16 protein-coding genes are annotated in these 19,864 nt (G+C 64.9%); 10 read left to right on the top strand and 6 right to left on the bottom strand.

Translation table 11 applies throughout. The annotated features are described in order from the left end of the window. Positions 1-49: 49 nt before the first annotated feature. Both OPIT5_15950 and OPIT5_15945 read right to left on the bottom strand, forming a co-directional pair. A complete protein-coding gene (locus OPIT5_15950) occupies positions 50-850 on the bottom strand; it encodes a pseudouridine synthase (protein ID AHF91492.1) in 801 nt (266 codons plus the stop codon). Between the two features lie 98 nt (positions 851-948). Further along, positions 949-1,782: a short-chain dehydrogenase gene (locus OPIT5_15945; protein ID AHF91491.1), complete on the bottom strand. Its 834-nt coding sequence runs from the start codon at positions 1,780-1,782 to the stop codon at positions 949-951. A gap of 100 nt (positions 1,783-1,882) precedes the next feature. On the opposite strand from OPIT5_15945, the gene OPIT5_15940 reads away from it, so the two are divergent. From OPIT5_15940 to OPIT5_15920, 5 genes are all read left to right on the top strand, one after another. Next, entirely contained in the window at positions 1,883-2,275 is a 393-nt protein-coding gene (locus OPIT5_15940) for a 30S ribosomal protein S30 (GenBank protein AHF91490.1), read from the top strand. Positions 2,276-2,672: 397 nt separating this feature from the next. Then, on the top strand, positions 2,673-4,799 hold the full coding sequence (locus tag OPIT5_15935) for a membrane protein (GenBank protein AHF91489.1): 2,127 nt from the start codon (positions 2,673-2,675) through the stop codon (positions 4,797-4,799). A gap of 123 nt (positions 4,800-4,922) precedes the next feature. Next, the gene (locus OPIT5_15930) at positions 4,923-5,528 is read left to right on the top strand and encodes a hypothetical protein (GenBank protein AHF91488.1); all 606 of its coding nucleotides are present in this window, start codon (positions 4,923-4,925) and stop codon (positions 5,526-5,528) included. A gap of 349 nt (positions 5,529-5,877) precedes the next feature. Then, positions 5,878-7,386, top strand: coding sequence for a hypothetical protein (locus tag OPIT5_15925; GenBank protein ID AHF91487.1), 1,509 nt, complete (start codon positions 5,878-5,880; stop codon positions 7,384-7,386). A gap of 506 nt (positions 7,387-7,892) precedes the next feature. Continuing rightward, positions 7,893-9,278: a membrane protein gene (locus tag OPIT5_15920; GenBank protein AHF91486.1), complete on the top strand. Its 1,386-nt coding sequence runs from the start codon at positions 7,893-7,895 to the stop codon at positions 9,276-9,278. 88 nt (positions 9,279-9,366) lie between these two features. On the opposite strand, the gene OPIT5_15915 is transcribed toward OPIT5_15920, so the two are convergent. The 4 genes from OPIT5_15915 to OPIT5_15900 all read right to left on the bottom strand — a co-directional run bounded on the left by OPIT5_15915 (position 9,367) and on the right by OPIT5_15900 (position 14,641). Then, on the bottom strand, positions 9,367-10,086 hold the full coding sequence (locus tag OPIT5_15915; GenBank protein ID AHF94437.1) for a hypothetical protein: 720 nt from the start codon (positions 10,084-10,086) through the stop codon (positions 9,367-9,369). A 21-nt stretch (positions 10,087-10,107) separates the two neighbouring features. After that, a complete protein-coding gene (locus OPIT5_15910; GenBank protein AHF94436.1) occupies positions 10,108-12,366 on the bottom strand; it encodes a hypothetical protein in 2,259 nt (752 codons plus the stop codon). Between the two features lie 59 nt (positions 12,367-12,425). After that, positions 12,426-13,307, bottom strand: coding sequence for a hypothetical protein (locus OPIT5_15905; protein AHF94435.1), 882 nt, complete (start codon positions 13,305-13,307; stop codon positions 12,426-12,428). 293 nt (positions 13,308-13,600) lie between these two features. Then, entirely contained in the window at positions 13,601-14,641 is a 1,041-nt protein-coding gene (locus OPIT5_15900; GenBank protein AHF91485.1) for a LacI family transcriptional regulator, read from the bottom strand. 111 nt (positions 14,642-14,752) lie between these two features. Between OPIT5_15900 and OPIT5_15895 the strand changes: the two genes are divergently transcribed. The 5 genes from OPIT5_15895 (at position 14,753) to OPIT5_15875 (ending at position 19,779) form a co-directional block, all read left to right on the top strand. Continuing rightward, positions 14,753-16,042 (top strand): deoxyguanosinetriphosphate triphosphohydrolase, encoded by a 1,290-nt coding sequence (locus OPIT5_15895; GenBank protein ID AHF91484.1) that lies wholly within the window; start codon positions 14,753-14,755, stop codon positions 16,040-16,042. A gap of 177 nt (positions 16,043-16,219) precedes the next feature. Continuing rightward, entirely contained in the window at positions 16,220-17,050 is an 831-nt protein-coding gene (locus OPIT5_15890; protein ID AHF91483.1) for a permease, read from the top strand. Beyond that, positions 17,050-17,508, top strand: coding sequence for a hypothetical protein (locus OPIT5_15885; protein AHF91482.1), 459 nt, complete (start codon positions 17,050-17,052; stop codon positions 17,506-17,508). The genes OPIT5_15890 and OPIT5_15885 overlap by 1 nt, the downstream gene beginning before the upstream one ends. 207 nt (positions 17,509-17,715) lie before the next feature. After that, positions 17,716-18,036, top strand: coding sequence for a hypothetical protein (locus tag OPIT5_15880; protein ID AHF91481.1), 321 nt, complete (start codon positions 17,716-17,718; stop codon positions 18,034-18,036). A 90-nt stretch (positions 18,037-18,126) separates the two neighbouring features. Beyond that, positions 18,127-19,779: an ABC transporter gene (locus tag OPIT5_15875; GenBank protein ID AHF91480.1), complete on the top strand. Its 1,653-nt coding sequence runs from the start codon at positions 18,127-18,129 to the stop codon at positions 19,777-19,779. Positions 19,780-19,864: the final 85 nt, after the last annotated feature.

Below are 19,864 nucleotides of genomic sequence, written 5' to 3'. Positions count from 1 at the left end.
TACGAGGGGACGAGCGGGAAGGGTGCAACAGGAACTTGTCGGCAGTTGTTCACAACGCGCCGATCAGCGTCAGCGTCCCTTCCGCCAGCCCCATCCGCTCGCGGGCGAAGGTCCGCAGGTCCGGCGCCAGCGGAGCGCGCAGCACCGGCGGCAGGCCGGGGCCGACTTCCGAAAAATCGATCTCCGCACAGTGCAACGCCTGCCGTGGCAGGTGCAGCCGCGCCGCCAGCGCCGGCGTGTAACCGGTGTCGATAAAATCCAGGTAGATGCGCTCGTCGGGGCCGTAGATCTTGTCGCCGGCCACCGGCGCGCCCAGCCAGCGGGCATGCGCGCGGATCTGGTGTTTGCGGCCCGTCTCCAGACGCACGCGCACCAGCGTGAATCCGCCCCCGCGCGCCAGCATCGCAAAATGCGAGACCGCCGGTTTCCCGTCCGGCCGCACACAGGTTTTTACATAAACCGGGCTCGAGATGTCGTCGCCCAGCGGCTGATCCACGGTGATCTCGCCGGCCGCCGCCACGCCTGTCGCGCCGGCTGCGCCCGTCGCCGGCAGATCGCCGTCCAGAATCGCCAGGTAATTTTTCCGCACGCGGCGCTCCTGCATCGCGCGCTGCAACCGGCTGGCCATCCGCTCGTCTTTCGCAAACACCACCACCCCGCTGGTCTCCCGGTCGAGCCGGAAGACCAGATGCGCCTTCTCCAGCCCCTTCGCCTCCCGCACCGCTCCGGCGAGGCTCGACCACGGACCGGCCTTCGATGGATGGCAGACCACGTCACCGGGTTTGTCGATGACCAGCAACCGCTCGTCCTCGAACACCGTCCATACCGCGATTTCCTCCGCCGCGATCATCCGCACGCGCGCCGGGTCCGTGCTTTGCGGGCGCGGCGGCCATGCGCAGGCGCGCACGCCGCGCCAGGGAATTTCCGGCGATCCGCTGCCGTCGTCGCTCATGATCCGCCCGTCCCCGGCTCCGTCCCGCCCGCTCCGCCCGGCGCGTTGACGCGGCGCATCCGGTAACGCGCCAGCACGCGCTCCGCCGCCCGCGCCACCCACCGTTTCGGCAACACCTGCACCAGCGCCGCCACCAGCCGCGGACGCCAGCCCGGCACACATAAAGACCGCCCCTTCGCCAGCGCGCGTAACGAGCAATCCACTACGCCCGCGGCCGTGAAGGCCAGCGCATCGCCCGCCGCGCCCTCGCGCAACCCCGCCCGGCGAAAAAACTCCGTCGCCACCGGTCCCGGGCACACCGCCAGCGCGCGCGCCTGTCCGCCGGCCGGGCGGGAGGCGCGCAATTCCGCGTCGAGCGCGAGCGTCCAGTGCAGGACGAAGGCCTTGGTCGCCCCGTAAGTCGCGGTATAAGGCGTGGGCATGAATCCCGCCAGGCTCGCCACCGTCAGCACCGTGCCGCCCCGCTCCGCGATCGCGGGCAGCAGGCGCGCCGTCAGGTCCACGACGGCGCGCACGTTGACGTCGATCATCTCAAGCTGGTGCTCGCGACCGATTTCCGCCACCCGGCCATAACCGCCGAAACCGCTGTTGTTGATCAAGAGAATCTTTCCCGGCCGCGCCTGCTCCTTCAGCCCGCGTAATACCTGCTCCGCCGCCCCGGCCAGCGAGGCCGGATCGGCCAGATCGCAGGCGATGTGGCGCAGTTCAAGCTGCTGCAAAAATATGTCCGGATTGCGCCTCGACAGATTGAAAAACGCCAGCTCCGGGCACACCCTGTGCAAACGCTCGATGAACACCCTGCCGATACCAGACGAGCCACCCGTGACAATAACGGTCGAATATCGACCCGTCGCACGGCGTACGATGGCAGGAACAGATGGCGAGGAGGGCATGAATCTTGGTCAGGAAAACCAACGAAAACATGAAGTCATGAACAGACATACCGCCACACAAAATGAAGCCCGCGAGCTGATAGTATCCGGCATCCACCTCGAGTTGACGCCATCGCTGAAAACGTTCGTCCAGGAAAAAGCCGACAAACTGTTCCGTCACGAGGAGCGCATCCTGCGCATCCGCATCGAACTCGAATGTGACCAGCAAACCCGCGATCCCGGCCAGCGCTTCATCGCCAAGGGGCACATGCAGATTCACGGTCCCGAACTCAATGCCGCCGTCGTTTCCGGCGAATGCCACAAGTCGGTCAACATGCTCGTCGACAAACTCGACCGGATGCTCCGTCGCCGCTCGCGTTTCATGAAAGTGCAACGCCACCGCACCAGCACCGTGCAGCTCGCCGAAGCTGCCACCGCCGCCATCGCCTGAGAAGGCCCCGTCCCGCGCCGCGCGCCCGCCGCGCTCCGCGAGGCTGCCGACAGACATCACCGATACCGTTTCTCCCAAAAGCCCGCCGCCTCCTGACCCGGCGGGCTTTTTCATGGACCACGGATTCGGCGGAGCGGCGGCGTCCCGCCGCCGGACGTGCGCCACGGAGCCCCCCGTCACAAACAGCGTGACGCCTGCCCCGCGCCTCCGCCATGCTCGCCGGCGCATGGCCAACGTCTCCTGGCTCAATTGGATCGACCGGATCGACTGGAAAACTCTGCGGCACCGGGTGCAGGCCGAGTGGATGCGCCCCGACCCCGCCCGCGCGGCGCGGGCCACGGCGGCCTTCATGATTTCGTTCCTCGTCACCTGGCGGTCGGGTTATCCGCAAGTCGCGATGTTCGCCGCCATGGCCGCGCAAAATCTCGCGATGGTCGATGTGAAGGGCGACTACCGCGCGCGCTTCTGCCTGCTGCTCGCCATGCTCGTCATCATCACCGGCAGCGTCGCGCTCGGGGCGTTCGCCTGGAGCGGCGGATGGCCGGTCGCCCTCGCCGCCACCGTGCTGATCGCCATCGCCAGCGGCCTGTGGCGGCATGTCAGCAGCGACTACGGGCCGACGATCGCCGTGGTCTCGGCGCTCGTGTTTTTCATCTCGCTCGCCGGCGAAGCGCACGGCGGCCGCGTGCTCCCGGCCACGCTCGCCACGCTGGCCGGCGGCGGCTTCGGGCTGCTCCTCCAGGTCGCGCTCTGGCCCTGGCGCGCCCAGCATCCGCTCCGCCGCGTCGTCGCCGACAGCTGGCTGGCGCTGGCCGACCTGTTCGAGACGATGTCCACGCCACCCGATGCCGTCGCGCCCCCGCCCGCCGACGCACCGGCGCGCGCCCGGCGCGCGCGGCAGGCGGCCGATGCGGAAGGCGCCCTGCGCGTCGCGGTCGACAACGCCGACCGCATGCTCGCCACCGCCGCCGCCGGCTCCGCCGGACGCCGGCACGTGGCCGGGCACCTCGTCGAGCTCAACCTCTGGGCCGCCCGCGTCGCCATGGCCGGCAACGCCGTCGCCACGCTGCTCGACTCTCCTCCCTCCTCCCCTTCCGCGTCCCCTCCGGCCTCCGCCGCATGGCAGCGCCAGCTCGCCGCTTCCGCCGCTCCTCTTTTCACCGGCCTGGCCAATCTCGGCCGTTCGGTGGCGCTCGCCGTGGTATCGCGCCAGCCTGGCCACCTCGCCACCTGCGAAATCCGCCTGCGCCGCCTCGAGGGCATCCTGCAAGCCGTGGGGGCCCGCGCCCATGCTCTCTCCGCCCGGCACCCCGAGGCCGCCCACATGACCGACCTGTTGCGCGCGCTCGGGCAACGCCTCTCCGCCCTCGAGGAAGCCGTGCGCGTCACCGTCGAACGCGCCGGCGAGCGGGCGGCGTTTCCGCTCGAACTGCTCGACCTGAAAACCTGGCAGCTCCGCCCGCTCGCCGCCACGATCAACCTCAAGCCTCGCCCCGATCCCGTGCTCGTGCGTTTTGTCCTGCGCCTCGCTGTGCTGCTCGCCGCCGGCACCGGCGCGTTTTACTGGCTCGACCTGCCGCACGGCTACTGGCTCCCGCTGACCATCGTGGTGGTGCTGCAACCCGATTACGGCGCCACCCGCGCCCGCGCCGCCCAACGCCTCGCCGGCACGGTGGCCGGCAGCCTGTTCGCCTCGTTCCTGCTCTGGCTGCGCCTGCCGCCCGGCGTGGAGCTCGGCGCGGTGGCGGTCAGCGTTTTCCTTTTCTGCTACCTGGTGCGCCGCCACTACGCGGTCGCCGTATTTTTCGTGACCGTGTTTGTCGTGCTGCTCATGGAAGCCTCCGGCGTGCAGACCGCCGGCATCGCCCTGGAACGCACGGGGGCCACGCTCGCCGGCGGACTCATCGCGCTCGGCGCGGCCATGCTTTTCTGGCCGGTGTGGGAGCGCGACCGCCTGCCCCCGCTCATCGCCGGCGCGCTCCGCGCCAGTCGCGATTACCTCGCCGCGCTCGTCGACCGGCTCGCCCGCGGCGGCGGTGTGGACAACGCCCTCGTCCAGGCCAAGCGCGCGGCCGAGACGGCCAACGTCACGGTCTTCACCTCGCTCCGCCGGCTCTACGGCGATCCCCGCAACCGCCGCGAGCGCGTGGAGCTCGCCGCCGCCCTCGCCAACGGCACCCAGCGCCTGACGCGCATCGCCACGCTCTTCATGATGCACGTGCGCAGCGGCAGCGAACCCGGCGCGTTTTCCCCCGCGCAGGAACAGACCGCGCAAGTCATCCTCCGCGCGCTCGATGCGCTCGCCGGCGAAGTGGCCCGCGGTTTTCCGGGCACGAAAAACCCGCCCGGGTCCGGTCACGGCAGCAGCCCGACGACGCGTCCGCCCAACCTTCTCGCCGTCCACGCGCTCGCGCTCGACACCCTGCAACTCCCGCCCGAGCAGACGCCCGACGGCTGGGCCTCCGCCAGCCTCGGCCGCGCCGCCGCCGAAGTCCGCGGCATGATCGCCGAACTCGACGCCTGACCGCATGGCGCCGGCATCCCGTCCCGCTTCCGCACCCGCAACCTTCCCCGGCAAAAAATCGGTTCCTGCATCCGGTTACTGTTGATTCTCCCGACAAGCCCCTTAGCCCTCTCCGGCAACGCCATGAATACCCTCGCTTTTATGGACTTTGCCCTGAGCTGGTGGGACAGCCTCGACCTCGCCAAACAGATTTTTTACGGCATCGGCCTGCTCGCCGGCCTGCTCGCCCTGATCCTCGCCGTGCTCGCCATGGTCGGCTTCGAGGGCGGCGATGTCATCGATGCCGTTGACGATTTCGGGCACGGCGGCGGCGGTGGCATTTTTTCCGTAAAACCGCTCACCGGCTTTTTTCTCGGCTTCGGCTGGGGCGGCGGGATCGCGCTCGACGCCGGCTGGCCTGTCGGCGCGGCCACCCTGACCGGCGTCGTTGCCGGCGGCGCGCTCATGTCGATCCTCGTCGTGATGATCCGGTTCGTCATGTCGCTGCACACCGACGGCACCATGCGCATCAACGAAGCCGTCGGCCTCGTCGGCACCGTCTACCTCACCCTGCCCGCCGCGCACGGCCCCGGAGGCCAGATCACCCTCAACCTCAATGGCCGCCAGGAAACCCTCTCCGCCGTCTCCGCCACGGAAGAAGCCATCGCCAGCGGCGCCAAGGTCCGCGTCACCCGCGTCATCGACGCCCGCACCGTCGTCGTCGAACCCTTCGCCTCCAATGCAGAATGAAGAATCCGGGAAGGATCTGGAAATACGTTTTTGAACAGAAGGAAACGAAGATAACGAAGGCCTGAAACAAAGAAGTCCCTTGAAATAAAATATATAATATCCTGATTTTGATTAAATTACAAACTCCTCTTCGTTGGTTTGATCTTTGTTTCCTTGGTTATCTTCTGTTCAAAAGATCTTTTCTGGAAGTCCCCTGTAGAATGAAGAATCGCCAAACCATCCCCAACCCATCGCAACCGAAGCTCCGTCCCATTCTTCATTCATCATTCTCCATTCTTCGTTAGCTCACCGCGCCCTTTTCCTCCACCATCAACTCACTGCAACCACCTCACCCGACATGCTCGCTGCCATCTCCTCCGGTCTCATCATCTTCCTCGGTCTCGCCCTCGTCTTCGTGTTCATCATGGGCATGGCGATCATCTCGCGTTACCGCATGTGCCCGCCCGACCGCATTCTGGTCGTGTACGGCAAACTCGGCAACCAGTCGTCATCCCGGTGCTTTCACGGCGGCGCCACCTTCGTGATGCCCTTCGTGCAGAGCTATGGTTACCTCGACCTCACGCCCATCAGCATCGACATCGAGCTGCGCGGCGCGCTCTCCAGCCAGAACATCCGCATCGATGCGCCGGCATCGTTCACCATCGGCGTCTCGACCGAGCCCTCCGTCACCCAGAACGCCGCCACCCGCCTGCTCGGGCGCACGATGGACGAAGTCAAGCAGCTCGCCTCCGAAATCATCATGGGCCAGATGCGCGTCGTCTTCGCCTCGATGACGATCGAGGAGATCAACGGCGACCGTGAAAAACTCATCGCCTCGATCACCAAGGGCGTCGAAGTCGAGCTCCACAAGGTCGGTCTCCGGATGATCAACGGCAACATCCGCGACATAAAGGACCAGTCCGGCTACATCGACGCGCTCGGCAAGGAAGCCGCCGCCAAGGCCATCAACGACGCCCAGATCCGCGTCGCCCAGGAAAACCAGCGCGGCGCCACCGGCCGCGCCGAGGCCGAGCGCGACCAGGCCATCCGCGTCGCCAGCGCCCAGGCCGAAGCCCGCAAGGGACAAAACACCGCGCAGATGGTCATCGCCCGTTCCGATGCCGATCTCGCCGCCGAGCAGGCCGAGGCCACCCGCCGCACCGAAGCCGCGCAGAAAGTCGCCGAAGCCCGCGCCCTCCAGGAATCCTACAAGGCCGAACAGGAAGCCGAACTCGCCCGCGCCGACCGCGAAATGGCCGCGCAGAAAGCCGACCAGATCGTCAAGGCCGAGATCGAAAAAGAGCGCATCCGCATCGATGCCGAAGCCAAGGCCGCGCAGGCCGAGATCATCCAGAAAGGCCAGGCCAACGCCTGGGTCATCCAGAAAGAAGCCGAAGCCGAAGGCGTGCGCCGCGTGGCCGAAGGCGAGGCCGCCGGCATCCGCGCCAAACTCGGCGCCGAGGCGAGCGGCATCCAGGCCAAGCTCACCGCCGAGGCCGAAGGCACGCGCGCCCTGCTCGATGCCAAGGCGCAGGGTTTCGAAAAACTCCTCCGCGTGGCCGACGACACCGCCGGCGCCACGCAGCTCCTCATCGCGGAAAACATCGTCCGCATCGCCGAGGTGCAGGCCGGCGCGATCAAGGGCCTGACCTTCGAAAAGGTCGTTGTCATGGGCGGTGGCAACGGCGCCGGCGGGTCCGCGACCAATGGCCCCGGCCAGTTCGTCAACGACCTCTACAAGGGCGTGATCCCGCTCAACGAAATCGCCAAAAGCGTCGGCCTGAATCTCCCCGCCTTCCTCGGCACCAGCGCCGCCGCGCAACCCAAGGCCGACGACGCCAGATCCGCCCCGCCCGCTGGCCCCGCGGACAAGCCGTAGAGGCGCACTTCACGTGCGCCCGTTCGCGGTTGAAGCTGCGACAAACGCGATGGTGGCATGGGCATCCTTGCCCATGATTCCGGCGTGGCACGGGCTTCCAGCCCGTGTTCCGGAAGGCGGCGCTTCGCGCCGTCCACGGGCGATTGGCGGAAAAAGCCCGTGCCCCTTTTTCTGCCAATCCATGCTTGCCGTTTTCCCGCCGATTTCACGGCGAGTTCATACGATTTTCATAATCCGCGCCCATGCTCGCGGGCATGGACACTCCTCCGCTCCCCGATCCCTCGCCCTCCGTCTCCCGCCCGACCTCGCCGGCGCCTTCCGCCTCATCCTCTGGCGCCGTCCCGCCTCTGCCCACGCCGGCCGGGACGGGCGGCGGCGCATCGGCCTCGTCCTCCGCCGCGCATCCGGTCATCGCCGGGATCTGCGGGTGGCTCCGCCAGCGGTCCCTCTTTTTCCGGATCCTCGGCGCGGGCCTGGTCGGCCTGCTGCTTCTCATCCCGCTGGCGATGGTCCGCTCCACCCTCGAAGAACGGCAGGCGCGGCACAGCGAAGCCGTCGGCGAGATCATGGACACCTGGGGCCGCTCGCAGGAAATCGCCGGCCCCGTGCTCGTCGTCCCGTATTCATGGAAAACGGACGGCGAGGAGGTCCATTTCGTGAACGGCAAACGCCAGACCGGGAGCGTCGAAAAAACAGCGCACGGCGAAGCGTGGTTTCTGCCGGAAACCCTCGCCATCGAGGGCCAGCTCGACCCGTCGTTGCGCAAGCGGAGCATCTACACCGCCGCCGTTTACTCGACGCACCTGCGCGTCAGCGGCCGGTTTGCCGTGCCGGACTTCGGCTTCGTCCGCGAAAGGGACGTGACGCCTCACTGGGAAAAGGCCCGGCTCTGTTTCATGATCAGCGACCTGCGCGGCGCCCGCGAAAACCTCGTCGTGAAATGGGGAGGCCGCGGCGCCGACGACACCGGCGGTAATGCGCTTGCCACTACATCCGGAAACGGCGGCGGAAACACCGGCGACAGCCCTGCGGCCGTCGCCCTCCCCCTGCAGCCCGGCCCCGGCATCGAAGGCATGGCGTCGGGCGTGCACGCGGCCGTCACCGCGCCCTCCGCAACCACGGGGCCGCAAGCGTTTTCGCTCGACCTGCGCCTCAACGGCAGCGGCCGGATCGACTTCGTGCCGCTCGGCCGCCAGACCCGGGTCAGGCTCGCCTCCGCCTGGCCCGATCCGGGTTTCTCCGGCGCCTGGCTGCCGATGACCCGCGAAGTGGGCGCCGACGGATTTTCGGCCGAGTGGCAGGTATCGTGGTACGGACGCAATTTTCCCGAAAACGGACTCCTCTCCGGCGCGCGCGACCTGCCGGGCTTGCCTGGCTGGAGCGATTCGGCGTTTGGCGTGGAGCTCCTGCAACCGCTCAACGCCTACCGCGTCACGGAACGCGCCATCAAATACGGCGTGCTCTTCATCACCCTGGTGTTCACGACATTTTTCATTTTCGAAGCGGCCTGCGGAGTGCGCCTGTCCGCGCTCAATTACCTGCTGGTCGGCACGGCGCTCTGCCTCTTTTACCTCGGCACGCTGGCGCTGGCGGAGTTCGTGGCGTTCGGCATCGCCTACGGCCTGGCGGCGGCGGCCTCGACTCTCCTGATTGCCTGCTACAGCCGGCGCATCCTCGACAGCGGACGCCGCGCCTGGATCGTCGGCGGGTTGCTCGGCGGCGTTTACGGTTACCTGTACTTCGTGCTGCGGATGGAGGATTTCTCGCTCCTCGCCGGCACGGCCGCGCTCTTCGTGGTGCTGGGGGCGATCATGTACGTGACGCGCAAGCCCCTCGCTGATTCCGGCCGGTCTTCTGCGATCAAGCGACAATACGGCGGCAGCGAGGGATAATCCGGACCGTCGCTTTCGCCGTCTTGAAAAATCGTGGCCGTTTCAGCAATCGGCGTGATCCGGAGCTGCGAAAAGGCCCGATGCGACCTCATTGCGCACCTTGGGAAAAAAGCTGATCGTTGTCCCAGAGGTCCTTGAGTCCGGGGCCGGGCATGAGAAGGGTGTGACCGTCGGCGAAAAGGACGAATGCCTTGCCTTTCTGGAAATCGGCGGGCGGCGGGATGCGGTTTAGCCAGGTCGACGACCAGACCTCGTTATGGAACCACCGGTTGTTGGACTGAATCGTGCCCTCGGTGATGAACAGGGTGCGGCTGGGCTGCTCGAGCCCCGAGAATGTCACGACACGTCCCGCCGTCTTTCCATCGGGGTCGGGGCCGATGTTGCCGTTGCGCGCCCATGTGTTGGTCGTCTGCAGGTCGTAACCTTTCGACTGGTAATAACGAATCATGGCCGGATTGCCGAAGACTTCATTTTTGTCGACGAGGGTGATCGATCTGGCGGTGCCGGCATAGCCGTCGCGCACGAGAAGGTGGGTCCATCGGAAGGGGGTCAATACCTCCCCGTTCAACTGGTAGGGAGCGATCTTGTCCTTGTTGTCGTTGGCGTAGAGAGCGTGCATGGTGAAGCACGAGCGGAGGTTGGCGGCGGCCCTGGCATTGAGTGCCGTGGCGCGGACCGCGCCCACCGTGGGGATGATGATGGCGGCAAGAATGCCAATGATTGCGATGACGGTGAGCAATTCGATCAGGGTGAAACCCTGTGAATCAACGGTGGCAGCAGGTGACGGGCGGTGTTTCGAGGTGTGCATGGTGGATGAGGTTTTGATATTTTATGGGTAGGCAGGAAGCGGGCGGTGGAAGGCACCGTTGCCGAAGGTGCCGATGAGAATGCGGTCATTGACAGGCAAAACGATGTTGACGGGGCGGAACGGGATTTTGCGTTCGGCATCGAGGTCGATCCACTTGCCGCCATTGTCAGCGGAGAACCAGACGGTATCCCAATCCGAGCATGCGATTTGTCCGGAGCGGAGGCGGTCGAGGGAGAAACTGACGAGTTGGCCGTCAAACACGCGCTGCCAGGTCGTACCGGAATCGTCGCTACGCCAGAGACCGCGTCGTGAAACGCCGGCGTAAAAACGTCCGGCAACCGATGTATCCGCCACGGCCATCACCCAGGGGCGGTTTTGCAACGCTGGATTGAGGGCGGTGTTGTGACCGGGTTTTTCGGCGGGGAAGGCGATGCGCTCCCAGCGGGAATTGTCGGCAGGACCGCGTCGCCAGAGTTCGTTGGTCCTGCCGTTGACGGCGAGCAGCGAGCCATCGGGACTGACGGCGATTTCCGAACCGCGATAAAGCCATATCTGGTTGTTGAAGAAATCTTCTCCTTCGGGCAGCCCTTCGCCGGACCATTCCCACGAGATGCCTCCGTCGCGGCTGCGCCACGGCCCGCTTTGGCCGGGGGTGATTTTTCCCGAAACAGCGAGCCAGACTTCGTCCGGATTTTTCGGGTGCACGGTGATGGAGTGGCAGCGTCGGTCCGTCATGTCGGGCAGGTTTTTCATCGGCGAGAATCGCCATGTCTCACCGGCGTTGTCGCTGAGAAAAACCTGTGTGCATTTCCATTCGCCTCCAGGTGTTCCAACGGCGACAATCTTGTTCGGATTTTCCGACGACAGATCCAGCCACTTGATATTCGAAGAGTTGAAATTGCGTCCGCCAACTTTCCGGTAACTGACGCCGCCGTCTTCACTGCGAAAATAACCATTGTCGGACATGCCGAGATGGATGCGTTGGGGGTTGGCGGGGTCGGCAAGCAAGGTGTGAACGAAGGTGGATTCGATGCCGTGAATGGTCAGTTGCCATGTCTCGCCGGCATTGGGGGATTGGTAAAGTGAATACCAATCGGTGAAGAACCAGTGGTGCGGGTCGCGCGGGTCAACGCGCACCCAGCCGAGCGCCCGTCCGAAATCATTGCCGCCCGGGAAACGTGCCCAGCCGTAATCGGGTTCGATGAGTTTTTTGCGCTCAACTTTTTCCCATTTTACAGCGTCGGCAGGAGAGGAAGCGAGCAGGGGCAAACGGTAAAAGGTGCCGCGTCCCGAGGCGGCGAGCACAAAGTCCGGACCGGTGTCGATCGCGTGATAATAAATGTCGCCCATTGAGGTCGGGATGGGTTTGTCGAGATTGGCGCGGTCGATGTTGAGTCCATTGGCGAGTTCTGTCCAGGAGCGTCCGTCGTCGCTGGTTTTTATGATACGGTCATTGAAGATGGCGTAAAAGCGGGCGTGGTTTTGGGGATCCTGAACCATTTTGGTGGGCTGGACGTCGGAGACCTTCTGCCAGGTTTCGCCGAAGTCCCGACTCTCGAAAAAACCGCCCTCGAAGGTGCCCGCCACCCAGCCGGCAGTGCCGATTTTCCCGCCGCGCGCCCAGAGCCAGACGCGGCGCGGGTCGCGGCGGTCGACGAGCAAACCGGTCGCACCCACATCTTTCAATTTTTCGACATGCCTCCATGTATCGCCATTATCACTACTTTTGTAGAGACCGCCGCCGCCGGTGGCGATGAGGAGGTTGTCCGGAGCGTCGGGCTGATGAACGATGAGCGGGCCGTCGAAGCGCCCGAGGATGTTGCCCCAGAAGGGGGCGCCGGTGATGACGGTTTTCCATGTATTGCCGCCGTCATTACTCCGGTAAACGGTTTCCTTTTGCATGCGTCCGGAAAGGGCGGCGAGGAGGATGTCGGCGTTGCGCGGGTCAACGTGCATGGAGCGTGTGTCGAAGTCGGCGCGGCGTTTCGGGAGGCCGCCGTGAATCATCCGCCAGGTGTTGCCGCCGTCGTCGCTGCGAAACATGCCCGAAATGTCCACGTAGGAATAAACGCGATTCGGGTCGCTGGGGCACAGGATGATTTCCTGGAGCCAGCCGCCGCCGCCGATGTAGGCTGACTGCCATTGTCCGTAGCGGGGCATTTCGGGGATCGCACGTGTGTCCGGCGCGGCCGCGGCGGTCGCGCCAAGCAGTATCGCAACAGGCAGAGCTGGCAGGACAGGCAGGAGCAGGCGGGCGAGGTTTGTCGATGTGACTGGCATTCTGGCAGGAGGAAAAAAGGTTGGAGGGAGAGAGAAGGCGGGAAGGAGAACGCTGCTCGTCACCGGCGGGTATGACGGCGGTGCCGGAAGATGGCGCCCGCCGCGACAAGCGCGCCCGCGAGCAACGCGACATTCGCCGGTTCGGGAACGGTGCTGAGGGTTTGGGTGAGCGTGAGACTGGAAACGCCGCCGGCGATGTTCGTGCCGCTGGAACTGAAACCTATCCCTGTAATCGGTATCGAGGACGTCCAGGTGTATGACCATTCGGCGGTTTGATCTGCGCCCCACGTGGCGACGAAGGAAACCGTGCCGAAGTTGTTCGTGCCGTTGTAGCCGCCTTCGGGGGTGAAATCGAGGGTGATGGTGATGCTCGCGTCGGCGTCGATGTTGCCTGGATCGTTGCTGTTTGTGGTGCCTGCCCCGCCGAAAAAGTTTGCGCCGCTGTCACTGGTCCGATGCAGGAAGGTGCCGTAGCCGTTAAGGTTGCCGGTGCCGCCGTTGAAGGTCTGGTCGATGCTGGACGAGATTTTGTCGGAGGGGATGTAGAGGAAACCGGCGGACACCCAGGTGCCGGCGGTTGGTTTTGCAATATTGGCGGTGAGGGTGAATTTCCCGTCGGCAGTGCCTCTGGTGTTATTGATATAGGAACCAAGATAGAGATAAGCGGAATTGTCGTTCCGGGTGGCGCCGCCGATGGAGCCGTCGGCTTTGAAGGCGGGGGAGGCATACCATGTGGCGGTGCCGGCCACGGGGGTGGCGGAGGTGAGGGCGGATGCGAAGGTGCCAGGGGTGGTGCCGGCGAGGGATGCGGAGCCGCTGCCGCCAAAGGTTTCGTGGACGAGCGTGACAGGGGCGGCGGTCGCGGTGCTGGCGAGGGCGGCAAGGGTGGCTCCGGCAAGGAGTGGGGTGAGTGCGGGTTTGCGGTGGATTCGGGTATTCATGATGGTGAATTTTTGACGTGATTTGGAGTGATTCAGGTGGATCGTCCGGTGGTGTGCCGGATGCCCGGAGGGGATTCAATGGGCCCGGAATTCACATTGTAGAAAAATCAATGGCGTCCTGATCGTTCGCAAAGCGGTCCTGAAGAATCGCAACATCCCCATGCAGGGGTGTGGCGCGGGCGTCCCGCCCCCAACGTGGCATGGGCATCCTGCCCATGATTCCGGCGTGGCACGGGCTTCCAGCCCGTGTTCCGCGGGCGTCCCCCACCCGCTTCTGCGGAACAGGCTTCTCTCTATTTTTGAATGCGTACGGAGCGACCTTCGCGCCAGATACCCTCGATGAGCAGATGGCGCTGGCAGGCGGGGATGCCGCGGACGTTGGTGTGCAGCAGGCTCACAAGAAGGTCGATGGCGGCGGCGCCGATCTCGATATCGTTCTGGTCCACACCCGCATGAAATCCTTTTTCAGTCGGCACGTAGAGGCTGGCCGCGCCTACGTCGTCGGGGATGCGAAGTTTGCCGGTTCCGATCAACCAGTCTGTCGTAAAAAAGTGATCCGTGATGATCGCGTCGGGACGCCAGCGTTTCATCCATGCGTGCAGGTCGGCGGCACTGCGTTTTTCGTGATGTTCGAAAAAGAGCGGCGCGAGCGGGGTGAGGGTTTTGTGCGCGGACACTTCGGCCAGATAACCCCCGAGCCAGTTCTCGTCCACGCGATGGTTGGTCATGCTGCACACAAACAGTCCGATACGCCGGTAACCGAGCGCGGCGAGCTTCTGAACGGCGAGTTTGGCGGCCCGAAACTGGTGATTGACGACAAGATGATGCTGCGGCCAGGCCAGCGAATAACCGATGGCCACGGACGTGAAGTGCGACCAGTCGATTTCGATCCGGGCGTCTATGCGCGTCTCCGGCTGCGGGGCGACAATGATGCCGCGAATGCCACGCGCCTGGAGGATCCCGCTCATGCGCTGCTCGTTCATGCCGGGCGTGCGCAACAGGAACTCCTCGATGCGATAACCGAGTTCGCCGGCGCGTCTGATCATGCTTTGCCGCATGTGAATGAAGTGGTGATCGGGGTGAAAATGGCTCTCCGCGTCATTGACCAGGCAAGCGAGCGTGCCATGGAACGAGGAGGGTTTCATCGCGGTGCGATACACGGAGAGGGCGCTCACCATCGGATCGGGCACGTAGCCCATCCGGGCGGCAGTCTGCTCGACGAGGGTGCGCGTCTCGGGGCGGATGCGGGTGTCGCCACGCAAGGCAAGCGAGACGGTGGTGTAGTGGAGTCTGGTTTCGCGAGCAATGTCGCGCAGGGTAATGCGGCGTTCCATGGCGTGTGGTTGTCGCACGCGAGTGGCGCGTGGCGGTGACCGAGAATGGATATCTCTTCTCATTTGCCAATAGCGGGGCAGGCTTTTGGTCTGGCAGTATTTTCCGAACCCATGACCAACACCTTCTACAACGACTTCGACCGGGAAACCTGGGGCGGCGAGCGCAAGATCGACTACCGCACCCCCTTCCAGATCGATCGCGACCGCGTCATCCACTCGCACTCGTTCCGCAAGCTCCAGTCGAAGACCCAGGTGTTCCTCTCCGGCGAATACGATTTTTACCGCACGCGCCTCACCCACTCGATGGAAGTCGCCCAGATCGGCCGCTCCATCTGCACCTGGCTGCGCTCGCGCGAAAGCGGCCCGCTGCGCGACGATTTTTACATCGACCCCGATCTCGTCGAGGCCATCGGCCTCTCGCACGATCTCGGCCATCCTCCCTTCGGCCACGCCGGCGAGCGCACGCTCCAGGAACTCATGGCCAGCCACGGCGGCTTCGAAGGCAACGCCCAGACGCTCCACCTCCTGACCGACACCATTTACCAGGACGGCAAATCCGTGCGCGGCATGCAGCCCACCCGCGCCTTCATGGATGGCGTGCTCAAATACAAAAAACTCTACGGAGAATACCCCGCCGACCGTCCCCGGCCCGAGCACCATTTCCTCTACGACACCCAGGCCGCCTGTCGCGATTTTGTCTTCGGCGCCCGGCCCCTCCCGGATGATCTCCGCACGGGCGGCGACGGGCTCGCGCTCAACCGGTTCAAGAGCGTCGAGTGCCAGATCATGGACTGGGCCGACGACACCGCCTATTCGCTCAACGACATCGTGGACGGCGCCCGCGCCGGTTTTCTCACCCAGGAAACCATCGAAGCCTGGGCCGCCGACCAGGCGATGGACGTCCGGCAGCAGCAGTATTTCGACAAGCTCATCGAGTTCATCCGAGGCGGAAAACTGGAGCGCGTGTTCGCCGCCAAGGTCGGCGACTTCATCCAGGCATGCGCGCTCCGCGAGCGCGCCAATTTCATGTCCGGCGCGACCCACCGCTACCGGTTCGAACTCGTGATCAGCGACACCGCGAAACGCGAAGCCGCGTTTTACAAAAAACTGGCGCTCGACCTCATCTTCCGCAGCCCGCAACTCCAGCAAATGGAACACAAGGGACGCCGCGTCCTCCGCGAGCTCTGGCAAATGTGCCAGAATAACTACGTGAGTGGCGAGGCCCGCCCGTTGATGATTTTGCCGACCCGCGTCGGCGCCCTGCTCAAGGCCGAAACCACCGACGCCGGCCGGGCCCGCCAGATCTGCGACTGGCTCGCCGGTCTCACCGACACGATGATCGTCCGCACCTACAAGCGGATGACTGATCCGGACTTCGGCTCGATTCGCGACCTCGATTGAGAAAATCTGCCGGATCGGGCAACGCCCGAAAAACACCTGCGCCGGAGATGTGCGGTCCGGCCGCTCCGCGAGCCTTTTCCCGGTCCGCCGGTAAACATTTTTTCCGCAATCGGTGCGCAATCATGCGGCTTGCGGTTCCCCGCCCGCGACACCGACGATGACGGCTTTCCGTTCTCCGTGACACCACTGTTCTTCACCATCGCCATCGCGCTGATCTCGATTTCAGCCGGCGCGCTCGGTTCGCTCGTCGGCGTCGGCGGCGGCATCATTGTCGTGCCCGCGCTCACGCTCCTCATGGGCGTGGATATCCAGCACGCCATCGCCGCGTCGATCATCTCGGTCATCGCCACCTCCAGCGGCGCGGCCTCGTCCTACGTGCGCGAACGCATCACCAACATCCGCCTCGCCATGGTCATGGAAATCGCCACGGCGCTCGGCGCGCTGTGCGGCGCGTTTCTCGCCGCTGTCGTTTCGGGGCGCTGGCTCTACCTCCTGTTCGGCGTGGTGCTCTGTTACACCGCGTGGTCGATGTCGCGCAAAAGCAAGGGCCACGTCCGCGAGCCCGTGCCCGATCCCTGGGCCGACCGGCTGAAGCTGCACGGCTCCTACTTCGACCGCGCCGAGGGCCGCGAAATCTCCTACCGCGTCTCGCGCTCGAAACTCGGCCTCGTGGTCAGCTACGTCGCCGGCGTGGTCAGCGGCCTCCTCGGCATCGGCGGCGGCGTGCTCAAGGTGCCCGTCATGAACCTCGCCATGGGCCTGCCGATCAAGGTCTGCACGGCCACGAGCAACTTCATGATCGGCGTGACCGCCGCCACCAGCGCGGCGGTGTATTTCATGCGCGGCGACATCAAGCCCTTCATCGCCGCCCCGGTGGCGGTGGGCGTGATCATCGGCGCGAAAATCGGGGCGAGGCTGCTCGGCCGGCTCAAGGGCAACGTCATCCGCGTCACCTTCGTCGCCGTCCTCGTCATCTCTGCCGTGCAGATGCTCTGGAAAGGGATTTGATGAAAATGAAAAACCGGAAACACACCTCCCCGGCTCCGCTTGCCCCCCTCCCCCCCTCTGTCCATCCGGCCTCCGTGCGGGTGGAGTTGCTCATCAGCGAAGTGCTCCGCTGGGGCGTGTGGATCAGCCTCGCGCTGCTCGCGATGGGCACGCTGCTCTGCTTTGCGTATTCGCACGATTACGGTCCCGGAGGCGGCACCGCCGCCGACCTGCGCCGGCTGATCGTCAGCGAGGAGGCGTTCCCGCGCACCCTCGCCTGGCTCGGCGAGGGCCTGGCCCATCTGCGCGGACAGGCGATCATCGTGCTCGGCCTGCTGCTCCTGATCGCGACACCCGTCGTGCGCGTGATCATCTCCATCGGCGGTTTTGTGATGGAGAAGGACCGCCTCTACGTCATGATCACATCCATCGTGCTGCTGCTCCTGCTCGTGTCGTTCGTGCTCGGCAAGGCCGGGTGAAACGACAAGCCGGTATAGCCACAAAAAACACAAAAGAACACGCCGCGCAGGAAACTCTTCATCGCGCTTATAAGCGCGCGGGAGATTCTCACCGGGCAGAAAGACATTTTGTGTTTTTTGTGGCTATTCCAACCCGGTCTGGAGCCCGAAAATGCCCTGTTCGCAGCGTTTGACGCCGTGCCTGTACGTGGCTTAGGTTCCCTTCCCATGATCGACCTCATCAAAAAAACGCTTCTCGCGGGCGTAGGCGCCGCTGTCGTTACCAAGGAAAAAGTCGAGGAATCCCTCAACGATTTCGTCCGCCAGGGCAAGGTCACCGCCAACGATGCCCGCATCATGGCCGACAAGATCGCCGAGCAGGGCCGGCGTGAATTCGAGGAGGTGAGCGAAAAACTCGGCGCGAAAATCCGGGATCTCACCTCCCGCGAATCCTCCGCCCTCAAGGAGCAGGTGGCCGCGCTCGAGCAGCGGATCGCCACCCTCGAGGCCCGCCTTGCCGAGCCTCCCTCCCGCAGCGGCGAACCGTGAAACCATGACGAATCACGAATGACAAATTACGAATGGCCTGACCCCTTTTGTGCGCCGCCCCGGTCTGCCATTCGTCATTCGTAATTCCCCATGAAGCCGCTCGGCCTCATCCACAACGCCGTCCGCGCCAAGGAGATTTTCTCCGTCCTCGCGCGCCACGGCTTTGCCAATCTCCTCAACCAGGTCGATCCGCAAGGCGGCTGGTGGCAGCGGCTCGTGCCGCAGCCCGCCACGCGCCGCACACTCTGGGAACGCACACGGCTCGCGCTCGAGGAGCTCGGCCCCACCTTCATCAAGGCCGGCCAGATCATGAGCATGCGGCCCGACGTGCTCCCGCACGGCCTCATCCTCGAACTGCGCAAGCTCCAGAATTCCGTCACTCCCCTGCCCTTCGAGGAGATGCGCGAGGTCCTTGTCGACGAGCTCGAACTCGAGCCGCGCGAAGTGTTCGCCACGTTTGACGAAACGCCCATCGCCTCCGCCTCGCTCGCCCAGGTCTATTTCGCCACCCTGCCCGACGGCCGCGAGGTGGCCGTGAAAGTCCAGCGCCCCAACCTCTCGCGCAGCGTCCATACCGATCTCGACCTGCTCGCCTGGTTTGCCGGGCAGCTTCACCAGCGCGTCCACGCGTTCCAGCCCTACGACCTGCCCGCCGTCGTCGCCGAGGTCCGCGAAGGCCTGTTGCGCGAACTCGATTTCCGCAACGAGGTCCTCAACCAGCAATACTTCAACACGCTCAATCCTCACCCCGAAAAAGTCTTCGCGCCCGCCGTCGTCGAAGAGCTTTGCGGCGAACGTGTCCTCGTCATGGAGCGCATCAATGGCGCCTCCGTCTCGGCCGCCCGCCTGACACGCGAGGAGGCGCAGCGCATCGCCGCCAACGGCGCCGAATCCATCCTCCACCAGGTGCTCGTCATCGGCTTTTTCCACGCCGACCCGCATGCCGGCAACATTCTCATCACGCCCGACGGGCGCGTCTGTTTTCTCGACTGGGGCATGGCCGGCAACCTCACCCGCCGCCTGCGCCACGGTCTGGCCGACCTGCTCAGCGCCGCCGTCGGCCAGGACGCCGAGCGGATCGTGCAGATCGCCGCCGAGCTCGGCAGCCCCTCCGGCCGCGCCGACCTCCGCGCCATGGAGCGCGACGTCACGCTCGTCCTCCGGCAGGATTTCAACACCGCGATCAACCACGTGCAGATCGGCCGCGTGATGCTGAAGCTGCTCTTCATTTTCGGGCAAAACGGCATCAACATCACCCGCGACTACTCGCTGATGGCCAAGGCCGTGCTCTCCATCGAGGAGACGGCGCGCACGCTCGATCCCTCCTTCGATCTGCCGCGGCTTGCCCGGCCCATCCTCAGGGAACAGCAGCGCGAGCGCACCGGGCCCCGCGCCATGCTCCGCGAGACGCGGCAGTTTCTGCACACGCTGGCGACCGGCGCGCGCGAGCTGCCGTCGGGGATCTTCCGCATCATCCGCCGGATGGAGCGCGACGACCTGACGATCAAGTTCCGGCATGAAGGCCTCGAGGACCTGGACGACGCGCTCAAGACGGCGAGCAACCGCATCACGCTCGGCGTCATCATCGGTTCGCTGATCATGGGTTCGTCGCTGATCGTGACGGCGCGCGTGGGGCCGAATGTATTCGGTTATCCGTTACTCGGCATGGCCGGCTACCTGCTTTCGGCGCTCTTCGGCTGCTACATCGTGTGGGATATTTTCCGCCACGGCCGGCACAGGTAGCGCGGCAGCGCCCAATCGAAAATTCCCCAAGCCGTTCGTTCATCCCGGATTCAGAAGTTGAAACCGCTAAAGGACGCTGAAGGAC

The organism is Opitutaceae bacterium TAV5 (assembly GCA_000242935.3).
Lineage (GTDB): Bacteria > Verrucomicrobiota > Verrucomicrobiia > Opitutales > Opitutaceae > Geminisphaera.
This window is presented reverse-complemented; position numbering and strand designations above follow the sequence as displayed.

Excerpts from the sequence above, each read along its gene's own strand:
- OPIT5_15895 (AHF91484.1), top strand. The coding sequence starts at position 14,753 with ATGACCAACACCTTCTACAACGACTTCGACCGGGAAACCTGGGGCGGC.
- OPIT5_15905 (AHF94435.1), bottom strand. The coding sequence starts at position 13,307 with ATGAATACCCGAATCCACCGCAAACCCGCACTCACCCCACTCCTTGCC.
- OPIT5_15910 (AHF94436.1), bottom strand. The coding sequence starts at position 12,366 with ATGCCAGTCACATCGACAAACCTCGCCCGCCTGCTCCTGCCTGTCCTG.
- OPIT5_15930 (AHF91488.1), top strand. The coding sequence starts at position 4,923 with ATGAATACCCTCGCTTTTATGGACTTTGCCCTGAGCTGGTGGGACAGC.
- OPIT5_15915 (AHF94437.1), bottom strand. The coding sequence starts at position 10,086 with ATGCACACCTCGAAACACCGCCCGTCACCTGCTGCCACCGTTGATTCA.
- OPIT5_15880 (AHF91481.1), top strand. The coding sequence starts at position 17,716 with ATGATCGACCTCATCAAAAAAACGCTTCTCGCGGGCGTAGGCGCCGCT.
- OPIT5_15920 (AHF91486.1), top strand. The coding sequence starts at position 7,893 with ATGGTCCGCTCCACCCTCGAAGAACGGCAGGCGCGGCACAGCGAAGCC.
- OPIT5_15875 (AHF91480.1), top strand. The coding sequence starts at position 18,127 with ATGAAGCCGCTCGGCCTCATCCACAACGCCGTCCGCGCCAAGGAGATT.
- OPIT5_15900 (AHF91485.1), bottom strand. The coding sequence starts at position 14,641 with ATGGAACGCCGCATTACCCTGCGCGACATTGCTCGCGAAACCAGACTC.
- OPIT5_15885 (AHF91482.1), top strand. The coding sequence starts at position 17,050 with ATGAAAATGAAAAACCGGAAACACACCTCCCCGGCTCCGCTTGCCCCC.
- OPIT5_15935 (AHF91489.1), top strand. The coding sequence starts at position 2,673 with ATGTTCGCCGCCATGGCCGCGCAAAATCTCGCGATGGTCGATGTGAAG.
- OPIT5_15940 (AHF91490.1), top strand. The coding sequence starts at position 1,883 with ATGAACAGACATACCGCCACACAAAATGAAGCCCGCGAGCTGATAGTA.
- OPIT5_15950 (AHF91492.1), bottom strand. The coding sequence starts at position 850 with ATGATCGCGGCGGAGGAAATCGCGGTATGGACGGTGTTCGAGGACGAG.